This is a genomic window from Bacteroidia bacterium, assembly GCA_037045145.1.
Classification (GTDB): Bacteria; Bacteroidota; Bacteroidia; order AKYH767-A; family OLB10; genus OLB10.
Genome location: JBAOIA010000011.1, coordinates 295,037 through 309,897, shown reverse-complemented (window position 1 = coordinate 309,897; position 14,861 = coordinate 295,037). Strand labels below are relative to the sequence as shown.

12 protein-coding genes are annotated in these 14,861 nt (G+C 36.2%); 6 read left to right on the top strand and 6 right to left on the bottom strand.

The window, feature by feature from the left end; genetic code table 11:
- Positions 1–33: 33 nt before the first annotated feature.
- Positions 34–1,698: a M1 family metallopeptidase gene (locus V9G42_02255; protein MEI2758238.1), complete on the bottom strand. Its 1,665-nt coding sequence runs from the start codon at positions 1,696–1,698 to the stop codon at positions 34–36.
- Between the two features lie 221 nt (positions 1,699–1,919).
- Between V9G42_02255 and V9G42_02250 the strand changes: the two genes are divergently transcribed.
- The 3 genes from V9G42_02250 to V9G42_02240 are packed head-to-tail and all read left to right on the top strand — an operon-like array spanning position 1,920 to position 5,339.
- A complete protein-coding gene (locus V9G42_02250) occupies positions 1,920–2,879 on the top strand; it encodes an NAD-dependent epimerase/dehydratase family protein (GenBank protein MEI2758237.1) in 960 nt (319 codons plus the stop codon).
- A gap of 2 nt (positions 2,880–2,881) precedes the next feature.
- Positions 2,882–4,354, top strand: coding sequence for a cysteine--tRNA ligase (cysS, locus tag V9G42_02245; protein MEI2758236.1), 1,473 nt, complete (start codon positions 2,882–2,884; stop codon positions 4,352–4,354).
- On the top strand, positions 4,329–5,339 hold the full coding sequence (locus V9G42_02240) for a M28 family peptidase (GenBank protein MEI2758235.1): 1,011 nt from the start codon (positions 4,329–4,331) through the stop codon (positions 5,337–5,339). Before cysS ends, V9G42_02240 begins: the two co-directional genes overlap by 26 nt.
- Before the next feature lie 21 nt (positions 5,340–5,360).
- On the opposite strand, the gene V9G42_02235 is transcribed toward V9G42_02240, so the two are convergent.
- The 3 genes from V9G42_02235 to V9G42_02225 all read right to left on the bottom strand — a co-directional run bounded on the left by V9G42_02235 (position 5,361) and on the right by V9G42_02225 (position 8,701).
- Positions 5,361–6,581 carry a TCR/Tet family MFS transporter gene (locus V9G42_02235; GenBank protein MEI2758234.1) on the bottom strand — a complete coding sequence of 407 codons (1,221 nt, stop codon included), beginning with the start codon at positions 6,579–6,581 and terminating at the stop codon, positions 5,361–5,363.
- Positions 6,582–6,638: 57 nt separating this feature from the next.
- Complete coding sequence (locus V9G42_02230) at positions 6,639–7,673, bottom strand: DUF255 domain-containing protein (protein ID MEI2758233.1); 1,035 nt, start codon at positions 7,671–7,673, stop codon at positions 6,639–6,641.
- Between the two features lie 161 nt (positions 7,674–7,834).
- Complete coding sequence (locus V9G42_02225; GenBank protein ID MEI2758232.1) at positions 7,835–8,701, bottom strand: hypothetical protein; 867 nt, start codon at positions 8,699–8,701, stop codon at positions 7,835–7,837.
- Positions 8,702–8,927: 226 nt separating this feature from the next.
- Between V9G42_02225 and V9G42_02220 the strand changes: the two genes are divergently transcribed.
- On the top strand, positions 8,928–11,318 hold the full coding sequence (locus V9G42_02220; GenBank protein MEI2758231.1) for an ATP-binding protein: 2,391 nt from the start codon (positions 8,928–8,930) through the stop codon (positions 11,316–11,318).
- Here the strand turns inward: V9G42_02220 and V9G42_02215 are convergent.
- Positions 11,311–12,780 carry a hypothetical protein gene (locus V9G42_02215; GenBank protein MEI2758230.1) on the bottom strand — a complete coding sequence of 490 codons (1,470 nt, stop codon included), beginning with the start codon at positions 12,778–12,780 and terminating at the stop codon, positions 11,311–11,313. The two genes, V9G42_02220 and V9G42_02215, sit on opposite strands and share 8 nt — an antisense overlap.
- Before the next feature lie 99 nt (positions 12,781–12,879).
- On the opposite strand from V9G42_02215, the gene V9G42_02210 reads away from it, so the two are divergent.
- Positions 12,880–13,578: a T9SS type A sorting domain-containing protein gene (locus tag V9G42_02210; GenBank protein ID MEI2758229.1), complete on the top strand. Its 699-nt coding sequence runs from the start codon at positions 12,880–12,882 to the stop codon at positions 13,576–13,578.
- 29 nt (positions 13,579–13,607) lie between these two features.
- Positions 13,608–14,279: a 16S rRNA (cytidine(1402)-2'-O)-methyltransferase gene (gene rsmI, locus V9G42_02205; protein ID MEI2758228.1), complete on the top strand. Its 672-nt coding sequence runs from the start codon at positions 13,608–13,610 to the stop codon at positions 14,277–14,279.
- Here rsmI and V9G42_02200 read toward each other — a convergent pair.
- Entirely contained in the window at positions 14,251–14,820 is a 570-nt protein-coding gene (locus V9G42_02200) for a polysaccharide deacetylase family protein (protein MEI2758227.1), read from the bottom strand. The genes rsmI and V9G42_02200 overlap by 29 nt on opposite strands.
- Between the last annotated feature and the right edge of the window lie 41 nt (positions 14,821–14,861).

The following is a 14,861-nucleotide window of genomic DNA, read 5'->3' as shown; positions in this document are numbered from 1 at the left end:
AATATCAGGCTGTCTGTTAAAGGGCAGCCTTTTTTATTTATTCAATTTAGTGATGTGAAAATAGCCAAGGTCATCTCTTACAGTTAAACAATTACTGTCAAACCCTTCAAGTGTTGTTTCCTGCCATTGTGTTGTTACGGATAACCTTTTATTTTCATTGTTACAATCTACTCTTACCGGTAAATTAAAAGCAGCAACATTTGCTGTCCAGCGATAACGTATTTGTAATGGTTTTTCTTTCACCACTTCATATTCAAAAACAGGAATTGCTGCTTGGCGCAGGTATTGATCAAATATTGGTGCAAGATTTTTACCTGACTGTTTTGTCATTAATGATTCAACATCTGCAGAGGTGATGGTTTGATAAGCAAATGTTTTTTGCAGGTTCATCAGAATAGAAAAAAACAAGGAGTCATTATCAATATAATGTCTGATGGTGTTTAATAACAGGCTCCCTTTAGGGTACATATCACCACTTCCTTCTGTGTTAACATCATAAGGACCAATGACCGGAGTTTTGTTTCCTACTTTTTTACGTTGTGCATTGACGTAGTCAAGTGCTTTTGCTTTTCCATACAAACATTCTACATAAAGCACTTCTGCATAGCTGCCAAAGCCTTCATGTACCCACATATCAGCAATGTCTTTTGTTGTTAGATTATTTCCCCACCATTCATGTGCTGTCTCATGAATGATGATATAGTCAAAATCTAGACCTATACCTGAAAAATCCGCTCCCAAATATCCGGTTTTATATTTGTTTCCATAGGCAATACAACTCTGGTGTTCCATGCCCAGGTATGGTGTTTCTACCAACTTATAACCATCACGGTAAAAAGGATATTTTCCAAAATATTTTTCAAAACAATTCAACATAGGTTTCACTTGCTCAAATTGTTTTTTTGCTTTCTCTAAATTGTATGATTTTACATAATAGTCAAGTGTTAAAGTATCGTTGTTGTTTACATGCAAATCATTAAAATGAACATAGGCTCCAACATTTATGGTTACATTGTAAGTATTTATCGGATAACTGACAAACCAACTATATTGCATCATATCATTACCCACAGGAGTTTTTTTACGAAGTCTTCCGTTTGAAATATCCATCAATTCTTTTGGAACAGTAATATTTATCATCATACTGTCAGGCTCATCACTTTGATGATCTTTGCATGGCCACCACACACTAGCACCTGTTCCCTGACAGGCAACAGCCACCCATGGCAAACCATCTTCGTCCTTAGTCCATTTAAAGCCACCATCCCAGGGCAACATCTTGCCAACAACAGGCTTCCCGAAGTAGTCAATTTTTATTTTGTAATGCATGCCTTTATTTAATATTGTTGGAAAAGAAATCATTATGGCATTACCATCACGACTAAAGTTTAGTTTATTGTTATGCTCATCAGTAATAGCGGTAACTGATAACTTTTCTGTTAAATCAACTTGAATCATTTTTGTTGGGCTTACTACTTCAAACCAAATGCTGTTGCTACCCAAAATAGATTCATCAGGAATATTCAATGTAACTGACAAGTCGTAAAATTTAACATCATAACAACTTCTTATTGGCGACAGAAAACCACGTAACGAATCAGCATGGGTAAATGCAGGTTTATCACCATTAAAAAGTTGTGCTTGGCAATTTAACGCTATAAGGAAGCATACAGAGAGGTATATAACTTGCTTTTTCATTGTTTAGATTTTTTTCAAAAGTAGAAAGCATCTTGTAATAAATAGTTAAGAAATTGCAAAAGCCTTCTCAATCTTAATTTCAGCATTTTTATAAAAGAAAAAACCTGCGCTATAATAGCGCCAGTAACCAAAATAAAAGAAGTCCGAAGGATTTATGTAGAAGGCATTTAAACAAACGCCTAGAAATTTTACTTTTGTCCTTTCACAGATATTTGTAAAATATGTCACAAACAGAGCGAACGCTTGTGCTGGGTTCCGCAGGTCAGATAGGAACAGACCTGGTAGAAGAACTCAGAAGATTATATGGGTCTGACAATGTTATTGCAACAGACATAAAAGATCAGCCTGCCGATTTTAAAGCGAAGGGTCCATTCTATATGGCCGATGTGTTGGATACACAGCAGGTGTACGACCTCATAAAGAAAAATAATGTAAAGCAGGTTTATTTACTTGCAGCATTATTATCGGCAGTGGCAGAGCAAAAACCTAAAGCAGCATGGAAACTCAACATGGATGGACTGTTTGTAATGCTCGATTATTGCAAAGAAAATACCGGCATCAAATTATTTTGGCCAAGCTCCATTGCTGTTTTCGGTCCAACAACCCCTCGCAATTCAACACCACAGCAAACAATAATGGAGCCATCAACAGTATATGGCATCAGTAAACAAGCCGGTGAGCGCTGGTGCGAATATTACAATCAAAAACATCACGTTGATGTTAGAAGTATTCGTTATCCCGGCCTGATAAGTTACAAAGCTGACCCGGGAGGAGGAACTACAGACTATGCTGTAAATATATTTCATGATGCAGTTTTGAAAAATACTTACGACTGTTTTCTGAAAGAAAATACTACACTGCCAATGATGTATATGCCCGATGCTATTCGTGCAACGTTGGAACTGATGAATGCACCTGTAGAAAAAATTAAAACACGCAGTGGATATAATCTTGCAGGTATTTCTTTTTCACCTGCTGAATTGGTTGAAGAAATAAGAAAACATATTCCAACTTTTACCTGCACATACACACCTGATTCACGTCAGCAAATTGCCGACTCATGGCCTGCAAGCATTGATGATAGTATTGCACAAAAAGAGTGGGGATGGAAGCATCAGTACGATCTCAAAGAAATGACCTCAGAAATGTTAAAACACATCAGAGAAAAATACAAAAAATAAACATGGAATATCAACCGCTGAATATTTACAATACACTTTCACGACAGAAAGAACAATTTGAGCCATTAACACCTCCATTCGTAGGACTGTATGTTTGCGGTCCTACTGTTTATAGTGATGTGCACTTAGGTAACTGCCGCACATTTATTTCTTTCGATCTCATTTATCGTTATCTCTTGCACCTGGGATATAAAGTGCGTTATGTAAGAAATATTACCGATGCCGGTCACCTCGAAGGCGATAGAGATGAAGGTGATGATAAGTTTGCTAAGAAAGCACGTCTGGAACAATTAGAGCCAATGGAAATTGTGCAACGTTACACCTTAGGTTTTCATGATGTGATGCGTGCATTCAACACCTTGCCGCCAAGTATTGAACCTACTGCAACCGGACATATCATTGAGCAGATTGAAATGATTAAGCAAATCATCAGCAATGGTTATGCTTATGAAGTGAATGGCACTGTTTATTTTGATGTAGAGAAATACAGTAAAGAATTTAACTACGGTCAGCTCACCAACCGCTTGTTGGAAGATATGATTGCCAACACACGTGAACTGGGTGGACAGGATGAAAAAAAAGGGCGATTGGATTTTGCACTGTGGATTAATGCAAAGCCTGAGCATATCATGCGATGGCCTTCGCCTTGGGGAATTGGCTTTCCCGGATGGCATATTGAATGTTCGGCAATGAGTACTAAATATTTGGGTACTACCTTTGATATTCATGGTGGCGGAATGGACCTTGCAGCAACACATCATACCAATGAGATTGCACAGTCGCAGGCATGCAGCAACGTGCAGCCATGCCGCTATTGGATGCATACCAACATGTTAACGGTTAACGGTACGCGAATGTCAAAATCTGCTGGTAATGGATTTCTTCCGGGTGAACTTTTTACAGGCAATCATCCTTTACTCAAAAAAGGCTATTCGCCTATGGCTGTTCGCTTTTTTATGATGCAGACGCATTACAGAAGTACGCTCGACTTCAGCAATGAAGCTTTGCAGGCAGCAGAAAAGGGCTATCAGCGATTGATGTCTGCCGTTAAAACACTCAACAGCGTAAAGGCCTCAGACGTTACCTCTGTAAATTTATCTTTAATAAGAAAGAACGCCTATGATGCCATGAACGATGACTTCAACAGTCCGGTAATGGTTGCACAGTTGTTTGAGTTAGTTCGGATAATCAACTCTGCCAATGATGGAAAAGAGAAGATGACTAAAGAAGATATTGCAGAAGCAAAATCAATTATTCAGCATTTTGTTTTTGATATTGCAGGACTGATGGACGATTCAGTTGCTTCAGGCGATCAGTCTATGTTTGATAATGTAATGCAATTGGTTCTTGAAATGCGTAATCAGGCTAAAGCAAAAAAAGAATTTTCTGTTTCGGATCATATTCGTAACAGTTTAAATGCAATGGGAATAAATGTTAAAGACTCAAAAGATGGCAGTACTTGGGAAAAAATATAGTTTTTTAAAATTACTTACCATTGCTAGTTTACTTGTAATAGGTTCGTGTAAACAGCCTGCACCGGAGAGTACAGAAACAAAACAGGAAGCTCCAGCCGCAATTAATATTCCCGTGCCGGCATTTAATAGTGATTCGGCCTTGCATTATTTACAGACACAAGTTGAATTTGGTCCACGTGTTCCGGGAACTGATGCACATGCAAAATGCGCTGATTATCTTTTTCAGAAATTAAAATCTTTTGGTTTACAGACACAAATTCAGTCTGAAACAATAACCACATTCGATAATAAAAAATTCAGACTTAAAAATATTATTGCTGAATATAAACCTGAGGCAAAACAAAGAGTGTTGTTGCTTGCGCACTGGGACACACGCCCTTGGGCCGATCATGATTCAATTGGAAAGGATCAACCTTTTGACGGAGCAAATGATGGAGCGAGTGGTGTGGCAGTGTTGCTTGAAATTGCAAGGTTGTTGCCTGCATCAGGACTTGAAACAGGCATTGATATATTGTTGGTTGACCTTGAAGATTACGGGCAGGAAGAAGATGATACCCGTTTTCCACGTCAGGAAAATACATGGTGCTTGGGTTCACAATTCTGGGCAAAGAACATGCATCGCTCCGATTATTTTGCGCAATACGGAATACTTCTCGATATGGTTGGTGGTGTTCATCCGGTTTTTCCAAAGGAAGGAACATCATTGTATTATGCACCGGATGTGTTGAGCAGGGTTTGGAACATAGCGCAAAACATGGGCTATGGACAATATTTTATTAATGAACCTGCTCCACAAACAATAGATGACCATTTATACATAAATCAACTTGCCAATATCAGAACCATTGATATTGTTCACTACGACAATGTAAAGAAAGAATATCCACCTTATCATCATACACATGGCGACAACCTTTCAATAATTGATAAAAACACATTAAATATGGTAGGACGTGTGGTGCTTCAAACAATTTTTACAAAGTAAGTCTTTCGGAGAAATAACGGTTCAGGCATTTACGCGTGACAAATTTCTTATGCCCCGTTTTACCACAAAGAATGAAATCAACACTAAAATTGCAGCAGCAGCAAATGGTGCTCCGGAAAAATAAAATATCGTTTCGGGTTTTGTAAAATTGTAAAACAAATTAGTCATGAGTAGTGGAGATAAAATTGTTGACACACTCATTAGTGCAGTCATCATTCCTTGTAGTTCGCCTTGTTCATTAGGCGGTACTAAACCTGAAATGATTCCTTGAATTGATGGCGGACCAATGCCTCCTAATGCATAGATAAAAGTAAATGCATAAAGCATCCACGATTGATTGGCAATGGCAAACAGTGTTAATCCTACCAGATAAAAAGCAAGTCCTGTATAAATTGAAGTGTGACTACCCAATTTTGTTTGTGACCATTTAATTAATCCGCCTTGTACAATAGCCACCATCACACCGACAAAAGCTAATGAATAACCTATTTCTGCATCAGACCAGTTGTAGGTAAACTTGGTGTAGAATGCCCAGATAGAAGGCATTACCTGACCTGCAAGATAAAGTAAAAACATGGTAAAGATGAGTGTTCTGATATTCTTGCTTTTTTTAATCTGAATAAATGCACCCAAAGGATTCGCTCGCTTCCACTGAAATGCTCTTCTGTTTTCGGGTTTCAATGATTCGGGCAAAATAAAATATCCATATAGAAAATTTAGTAGAGACAAACATGCAGCTACAACAAAAGGTGCACGCACACCCCAATGACTTGCTAATGCCCCAAGAACAGGACCAATGATAAATCCGACACCAAAGGCTGCACCCATCATTCCAAAATACTGAGCTCTTTTTTCAGACGGACTAACATCGGCAATGTAGGCAAAACTGGTAGTAAAACTTGCACCACATATTCCAGCAATAATTCTTCCAATAAATAATAGCGTGAGGGTGTGTGCCACTGATAAAAACAGGTAATCAATACCTAAACCTAACAATGACAAGAGTAGCACCGGTCTGCGACCATAGCGATCACTGATGCCACCAAGGACAGGAGAAAAAACAAACTGCATCAAAGCATAAAGAGTCATCATCCAACCGCTGTATGTTGTTGCTTTGTTGACGGGAACATGACTAACTTCTGTTATCAATGATGCAATTACCGGAAAAATAATTCCAATACCGATGCAGTCAACTAATACAGTAATAAATATAAAAGTAACAGGATTTTTTAAGCTTTTCATACGGAAGAGATTTGTGTTATCAGGCCTTTAAATTTTATCTAAGATAATTATCAGGGATTATTTTGTTTCCTGTTCTTTGATATATGTCTCCCAGTTTTTTGATTTATAAATATCTTCTCCGTAAAAGCGTACAATATTTTTAAAAACATTTGGATTCAGGTAAAATGGAATAGCATCAACAACGGTATTCTTTTCATCCATAAATATTACTTGTGGAAATATTAATCCGTTTCGGCTAAGTGCATACACCAACTGATGAAACGGCATTTCTTTAGAATGTATGTTCTCAAATTCTTTATCCTGAAAAAATAATTTGTCATTAGTTTCAGGATTGAAATTTACCAATTCAAAATGTTTGGATAACATGCTGCTTACAGCAGTATCACTAAAAGTTGTTCTGTACATAACACGGCACGTATTGCACCAGTCTGTATTGATAAATACAATTTTCTTATTCTGATCCGGCTTTTTGTCTTTAATAAAAAACTGTGCAGGGGTTTGCCATTTAACAGATTCGTAAATATTGGTTTGTAAGGAATCGTAAAATGCTTTTTGAAATTGGGCATTAAAATCTTCATAGCTGCTGTTTCGAAAGCCATTTTCCAAGGTAAAAACCAACATGGGTTCTATCTTCTTTGTTTCCAAATATCCCTGTGCAGACATGGTAAAGTTAGCAGCCTTATTCATGAAAATAGTAGAAGGATACATCATGGTACCATTTAGCATTTTTACTGCAAATTCATTCGGGTCGCGCTTTTGCGTGCCTGTTGGTTTGTAGGTAACCCCATCATACTCGATAGTGTCTTTGGTTTCAGCATCAAATTTAACCGGATAAAAATTGGCATTGATATATGAGGCTATTGATGGGTCTGAATAAGTTGTATTCATCATCACCTTGCACCAGCTACACCAGCTGGTATAAAAATCAATAATAATGGGCTTTGGAATTTCCTTGTTTCGTTTTTCAGCTTCGTTTAAGCTAATCCAGTTAACTAACGATTCTTTTTCAGTTGCTTGTGCAGGATTTGTTTGTGCATGGAGGTTTAAACACCCAAATGCCAATAGTATAAGGCAAAAAAATTTCTTTTGCATAACTTCTTAATGTCAGGAGGGACAAATGTATGGTGACTTTGTAACATAACATACTTAGGTAAAAAATTTTATTAAACATTCATCTCTTAAAAAGAAAAAGCGGAGCATTGCTGCCCCGCTACCCAACCTAAAACCAAAGAATATTTTATTTTCTGTTTTTATTATTTGGTCAATACAACAAGATATTTTGATGCACTCCAGAATTTTTCAGGGTCTGTAATCAAAATGTCGCTAACAAGATCATTGTTCTTTTCAATTTTGTATGATCCATCAGGGTGTGTAGTAACCAACTCAACTTTTTTACTATTCACAGGAATAGTGCTGATTTGGGTATAATCGATTTTGGTGAAATTGTCGTTTTTAATTGCAGGCACTACAGTTGCTTTTTTACCTAAACCAAGGACACCACCTTTTTTAGAAAGCACTTGTTTGTCGCGAAGGTTTTTGTAGTTTCCTACGGTATAATAAGCAGTGTGAATTTTAGTTGTTTGATCAGCTATTACTGTAGCCTGATTTTGATTTGTTGTAGAAAGCGAATCGAAGTTGGTTTTTAAAGTAGCCAATTCAACATTTAACCCTGCTAATTTTTCATTTAACAAAGCAAGTTCCTGTTCTTTTTGAGTAAGCTGCTCCTGAAGCGACTTAACCATTTTCTGAAATTTTGCTGCAGATGCATTTGAGCCTTTAATTTTCTTAGTCAACTGCTCAACTTTTTCTTTGTTTTCCTGCATCATACGATTAATTTCTTCAATCTGTGCATTGAGTCTCTCGCGTGAGTTGCGTGCTGCTTCCGGATTGCGGTCTGCAGTCATTGCAATGGAATTTTGTTTTTCAGTAATTTTACCAAGACTGTTTTCAACGTCTGTTAATGTTGTGATGAACTCATCAATAGTTTGTGTTCCTGCAACATTCAGTGATACTAAAGAATCACGCTCACGTGTTAACTGTGCAGCTTGTTCTTTATAGTTTTCGCAACCAAACAAGGTCATACCTACTATTGGAAGTGCAATTAAAATTAGCTTTTTCATTGTAATTGATTTTTTAATGTTTATCATCAATAGATTATTAAATAATGTGCCATTGCAGCATCTGTTGATGATTCAACAGGCTTGTACACATTTAAAGACTTTACCAATCAATAAGTTATAAAGTTATTAACGCCCATACAACAGATATCCGATTTCTGAAAAATTGTTTCATTTTGGGAAATAATTTCCACCATTGGGAGATTCAGCGTTGTATTTTTGAGTCATTATGCAGAAACGATTGTATATAGTTATTCTGATGTTGCTGGCACTTGCAGTAGCATTTTTTCTGGCATGGTTTAATTATCAGAATACAACAGCATTAAGCAGAACAATTACACTACTTCAAAAACCCGATACCAGACTTTCTGACCTGAAAGAATTAATTCTGAATGTTAACCTTGCTGAAAGCCATGTACGTTCTTTTGCTATTACACGCAACGAAAAATATTTAGAAAATTATTATGAACAAGTAGCTCAGACGGACTCTCAGCTTATAAAACTTAAAAGTTTATTTCCTGCAAACAGTCAGGCATTTGATTCACTTACAACCTCCATCCATCATAAGTTCGAAATTTATCAAAAGCTGATTGAATTACGCTACAGACAGCTCATCAATGCTGCCATGAGTAAAATTTCTGATAAGGTTAAGGATGATATTATTTATCAGAGTATTGATAGTATAGAAACAACAAAGCCTGGGTTTTTTAAAAAGCTTTTTAGTTCAGGTAAGAAATTAAAAGAACTTGAAGAAAAAGCAATGTTACTCGATTCTTTAAACAACTTGCAAGCACAGAAGTTAAACACCATCAAACAAACCATTTCTGAAGCTAAGGAGAATGAGATTAAAATGGTAGCTCAACTAAGTGATGGTGAGCTGTTGTTACTGGAGCAAGACAGAATGTTGAAAGAAAAGATTCAAACACAAATTGCTTTACTCGAGGAAAACATCAGACATAATAACGAAAGCAGATCACTGGAAGTTATCAGTCAGTCGCAGCAACAGTTAAAAACTGTTGTAATTGCAACTATTACAGCTTCAATTCTCATATTAATACTTTCAATAATTATTCTTACGGATATCAGTCGTGCCAACAGATATAAAATTCAACTTGAAGAAGCACGGGCACGTTCAGAACAGCTTGCACGATTTAAGGAAGAGTTTCTGGCAACAATGAGTCATGAAATCAGAACACCTTTAAGTGCACTGACAGGCTTTATCAACAGGCTGCAACAAACCAACACAACTACAGAACAAAGACATTATGTAAACACTATCAATATGGCAGGGCAACACCTATTGAATATTGTAAATGATGTATTGGACCTTTCAAGAATTGAAACAGGCAAAATAAATTTTTTACAAGAGCCTTTTGTTATTTATAAGGAAGTAAATAATGTAGTAACTTTATTAAGACAAAAAGCTGACGAAAAAAATGTTGCCTTATTATCAGAAGCAAATACTATTCGTAATATGACTGTTTCGGGCGATGCTTTGCGGTTGCGACAAGTGCTCATCAATGTTATTGGTAATGCAATAAAGTTTACAGAAAAAGGAACCGTATTTGTAAAAGTTGAGAAAAAGGAAGATGACTTTTTTAATTTCGAGATAACAGACACCGGTATTGGCATTGCAGAAGATAAAATTGCCAGGTTATTTGACCCATATCAGCAGGCTGAAAATATTGAAAGAAACTATGGTGGAACGGGTCTGGGTTTAGCAATCACAAAGAAATTAGTTGAGCTGCAGAAGGGAACAATATCCATGAAAAGTGTTCCTCAAAAAGGAACAACAGTATCTGTTATGCTACACTTTCCTATAGTTGAAAGTGATGAAACAAATATTGCAGAAACAAAGTTTGTTTCATTACATGGATTGCGTTTGCTTGTTGCAGAAGATGATTTACTCAACAGACAATTAATTTCTGCCATGTTGAAAGATGGTGGTGCAGAAGTTATAACTGCAGAAAGTGGTAAAGAGGCAATTGAAAAAATTCTGTTGTATAATCCTGACGGTGTGTTAATGGATATTCAGATGCCTGAACTTGATGGGCGAAATGCTACCTCTTTTATTCGCGAACACATTAGCTCCATGTTACCATTGATTGGCATCACTGCCAATATGATGAATGACGCAAAAAACGAATGTATAGTAGCAGGGATGAATGCAGTTATTCTGAAGCCATTTAAGCTCCACGAGCTGTCTGAAATTCTTTTACCGCTGATAGAAAAAAATCGTGAGATACAGCATCAACCGTTATTGAGCTATTCTCTCGAAAACTTATTTCGGACATCAAACGGAAAAAGTGATTTTGTTATCAGGATGTTGAAGGTTTTTATTTCAAGCAATCAAAGTTTGATTGAAAAGAGCATTCATTTTGCTAAGGAATCAGATTTTCAGCAATCGGCAGCAGCTGTTCACAGAATGATTCCGGGGTTCAGGCAACTTGACTTAGATACCTTTGCATCAATCTTAAAGAATATAGAATGGTTAATGCTTGAAGGAACAGAAAAAAAAGCTGCTACTGAATTATTGCAACAATGTTCCGAACAGTTTGAGAAACTTGTTTCTGCCATGCAGCAAGATATTGAGCGCCTGGAAAAGGAGGCAACTAATTGATTTTATTTTTGAATAATTTTTTTTCCTGAAGCCAATCAATATAGTTAATCAAGCCACATTGGTCTTCATCATTAGATAGGGTTTTGAGTTGTGCTAAACGTAATTCAATTGCTTTGTTTTTTCTGTTACTTATGGACATCATTAGATTTAATATCTCACTCATCAGTTTTTCTGGTTTGTTTTCAAGTATATTCAACCCACTTTTAAAGTCTTTTTTAAATTGTTTTAACTTATATTCAAAAGTGTTGTAGTCGCTTAACTCATAGCGTGTCATAAGTTCTGCAACGGCAACTTTCATTCGCAACGACTCATCAGTTTCTTTATAGTCCGGCAGCATCTGTAACCGCGTAAAACTTTTAGCCGACATGGTAAACTCTTTCTGGTCAAAATATGCCAATGCAAAATTCAACAGGATAAACTGACGGTAAAAAAAGTTAGAATTAATTTTTTCATTTTGCTCCATCTCCTGCAGCGTAACTATTTCCTTTTGTTTGTCAGTTTTTGAATAGTTAATCACCAGTGCATTGAAGTAATAGAATAAAAATTTATCATAAAAAAGATGGTTGTATGCTTTCATTTCATTGTGTAAAATGTTTGTGTATTCAAGCGACTTTTTCAACTTGTTATTTTTATATAGGCTATTAACCAAATACACCAACAGTTGAAGTTTGGTTTCGTGATTGTTTTTAGTGAACAGTTTCTCCTGATTAAATATTTTTAGCGTTTTTAGCAGGTAATCTTCTAATAGTATGTATTGATGCGATTGCAGTAGCAACTGACTAATTGCGTTATAAATCCTAAAACGAAAGAGAGGGCTTTTAATAACCTTTGGGTCACCAATGAAAGAATCAGTAGTTTTTTGAAGTAATGAAATTACCGTTTCGTCTTTTGATGATAAATTCTGAGTAATTTTTAACCGATAGGTAACTACAGCCAGAATATCATCAATCACCCGGAGTTGGTTTAGCTTCTCTGAATTTTGCTTTCTACATTCAATATAAAACTCCGGATTTATACTTGTCATTTCGCGCGAGAGTCGGATGTACTCGCCATAAATGATGTCTAACAATTCTAAGTTTTCTGTTTCATTGGCCTTTTTTTCGGCTTTGCAAAGAAAAAAATAGGCAGGCTTTAGAGCATTTTTATTCAGATAGAATTTTACCAATGCCAGCAGCCTGAAAATATATACAACAGTATCATCGTCAAAATGCTGTAATGTCAGGCTTTTATTTACCTCTCTGATGAGCCTGTTCTTTAAGCGGTAATAAGAATTTTTTTCTTTGGGTTGATATAATTTTTTAAAGATAATATCATCGGAAAATCTATCTGCTGATTTACGGATATAATCGAACAATTGAACATCTTTACGGTTTTCAGTTTTCTCAAAACGATTGATATACATTTTAAAAAAACGTACTTCTTCTTTGTTAAGTCCGTTAATCAGTTGATTTAAAATATCCATTATTTCCTTTTTGGGCAGGTAAGATAAAGCAAAAATAAATATTCAGCATTGAAAAACAATTTATACTTTTATTTAGTCTTTATTTTAAAAAACTTCATCATGAAAAGGGTTCAGATATTAGTGTTGTTTATAAGTTTGATGTTTTGTGAATTTGCCTCAGCACAAACAGATTCATTAGCTGTCATAGCTATTTCACCTCAATTTCCACAATGCCCTGATTCTGCCCTTGAACAACAGCCTTATGCAAATATTCAGGTTACCATTAAGAATTATAATGCCAATGCCACTTTTACTGGTGGTTTGATGTTGAAACTACAGAGTGATTCACTTCCGGAAGATTCAATAATTCTTAATTCTGGAACGTCATATACTATTCAACCAAATAGCAGTATAAACATTTTAATTCAGTCACCTTATTTTTTCAATGGTGCTAATTACAAAGCAGGCAGTAATGTAGTTGTGGTTTGGCCGGTCAGTACACAAGGAGGCACGGTGGTTAAATACAACCCTTACTTAGCCTGTGTACTATTTCTACCGTTTGTTGGCGTAAATGAATATGACAGAAGTAAATTTGACGTGATTCCTAATCCTTCCAACAAGTTTATTTACCTGAATGTGCCTTTAAATTTATACCTTAAAAGGGTAAGAATATTCAACCCTGCCGGTGAGGAGGTCAGAAACTATTCTTTTGACTTGTCAAATCGGATAACAGTTGAAGGACTGTCAAACGGGGTTTATTTTTTAGAGGCAATCACTTCTGATGATCATGTTTATAATGCAAAATTTATAAAAAACTAAAGTTAACTTCTATTGGTTACTTTTGATGAATGTTATACATCGTTCCCACACCGGTTGGTAACCTCGAAGATATTACCCTCAGAGCATTAAATATTCTCAAGTCATGCGACATTATTCTTGCAGAAGACACACGCACTGCTTCTGTGCTGTTGCACCACTTCGGAATTTCAAAAAAGGTTTTTACACACCATCAACACAATGAACATGCAGCTGTGAATGAGTTGGTGCGACTTTTAAAAGAAGAACAAAAATCAATTGCCTTAATCAGTGATGCCGGAACACCGGGTATTTCAGATCCGGGTTTTTTACTTACACGTGCCTGTATTGAGAATGAAATAGAACTCACTTGTTTGCCCGGTGCCACAGCTTTTGTTCCTGCTTTGGTAATGTCAGGTATTCCCTGCAACAGTTTTGTGTTTGAAGGCTTTTTACCAGTTAAGAAAGGACGACAAACAAAATTAAAGACTTTGCAGGAAGAAGCTCGTACTATGGTTTTTTATGAGTCGCCACACAAGTTAATCAAAACACTGCAGGATTTTATGACTTACTTTGAACCTGATAGAAAAGTTTGTGTGGTACGTGAAATTTCAAAAATGTTTGAAGAAAAAAAGCGAGGTACTTTAGCAGAGATCACAGAATATTATACCAACCATCCACCTAAAGGTGAAATTGTTATTGTTGTGGCCGGTAAGGAGGAATAGCCTTAAAAGAATAACCTTCTGCTGAAAGCTTTTCTAAAACAAAAGGCAGCGTTTCACTTAAATTTTTAAATGCCTTTTTACTATCGTGAAAAACAATAATAGATCCCGGACGTACATGCTGCATCACATTCTGAATACACGCTGTTGGTGATACCTTAGTTTCAAAGTCGTAAGACAAAACATCCCACATTACAATTTGCCATTTTGAACGTAGTGAACGAATTTGTTTCAGCGTGATTTTTCCATAAGGAGGTCTGAACAAACCTGATGAAATATGTGTGCTGCATTGTTCAACATCAGTCAAATAAGTATTGAGGTTGTTACTCCAACCATTCAAATGATTCTGTGTGTGATTGCCTATCTGATGTCCTGCAGCAACAACCTGATTAAACAGCTGCTGATGTTTTTCAATATTGTTTCCAATACAAAAGAAGGTTGCCAGAGCATTCCATTTCTTTAACTGCGACAATACGAAAGGCGTAACTTCGGGATCAGGACCATCATCAAACGTAAGGTAAACAATAGGTTCATGAACAGACATTCGCCATAACAAACGAGCGTAAAAATTTCTGATTAAAAAAG

Coding starts and splice junctions, on each gene's coding strand:
- V9G42_02255 (MEI2758238.1), bottom strand. CDS start 1,698: ATGAAAAAGCAAGTTATATACCTCTCTGTATGCTTCCTTATAGCGTTA.
- V9G42_02250 (MEI2758237.1), top strand. CDS start 1,920: ATGTCACAAACAGAGCGAACGCTTGTGCTGGGTTCCGCAGGTCAGATA.
- cysS (MEI2758236.1), top strand. CDS start 2,882: ATGGAATATCAACCGCTGAATATTTACAATACACTTTCACGACAGAAA.
- V9G42_02240 (MEI2758235.1), top strand. CDS start 4,329: ATGGCAGTACTTGGGAAAAAATATAGTTTTTTAAAATTACTTACCATT.
- V9G42_02235 (MEI2758234.1), bottom strand. CDS start 6,581: ATGAAAAGCTTAAAAAATCCTGTTACTTTTATATTTATTACTGTATTA.
- V9G42_02230 (MEI2758233.1), bottom strand. CDS start 7,673: ATGCAAAAGAAATTTTTTTGCCTTATACTATTGGCATTTGGGTGTTTA.
- V9G42_02225 (MEI2758232.1), bottom strand. CDS start 8,701: ATGAAAAAGCTAATTTTAATTGCACTTCCAATAGTAGGTATGACCTTG.
- V9G42_02220 (MEI2758231.1), top strand. CDS start 8,928: ATGCAGAAACGATTGTATATAGTTATTCTGATGTTGCTGGCACTTGCA.
- V9G42_02215 (MEI2758230.1), bottom strand. CDS start 12,780: ATGGATATTTTAAATCAACTGATTAACGGACTTAACAAAGAAGAAGTA.
- V9G42_02210 (MEI2758229.1), top strand. CDS start 12,880: ATGAAAAGGGTTCAGATATTAGTGTTGTTTATAAGTTTGATGTTTTGT.
- rsmI (MEI2758228.1), top strand. CDS start 13,608: ATGTTATACATCGTTCCCACACCGGTTGGTAACCTCGAAGATATTACC.
- V9G42_02200 (MEI2758227.1), bottom strand. CDS start 14,820: ATGTCTGTTCATGAACCTATTGTTTACCTTACGTTTGATGATGGTCCT.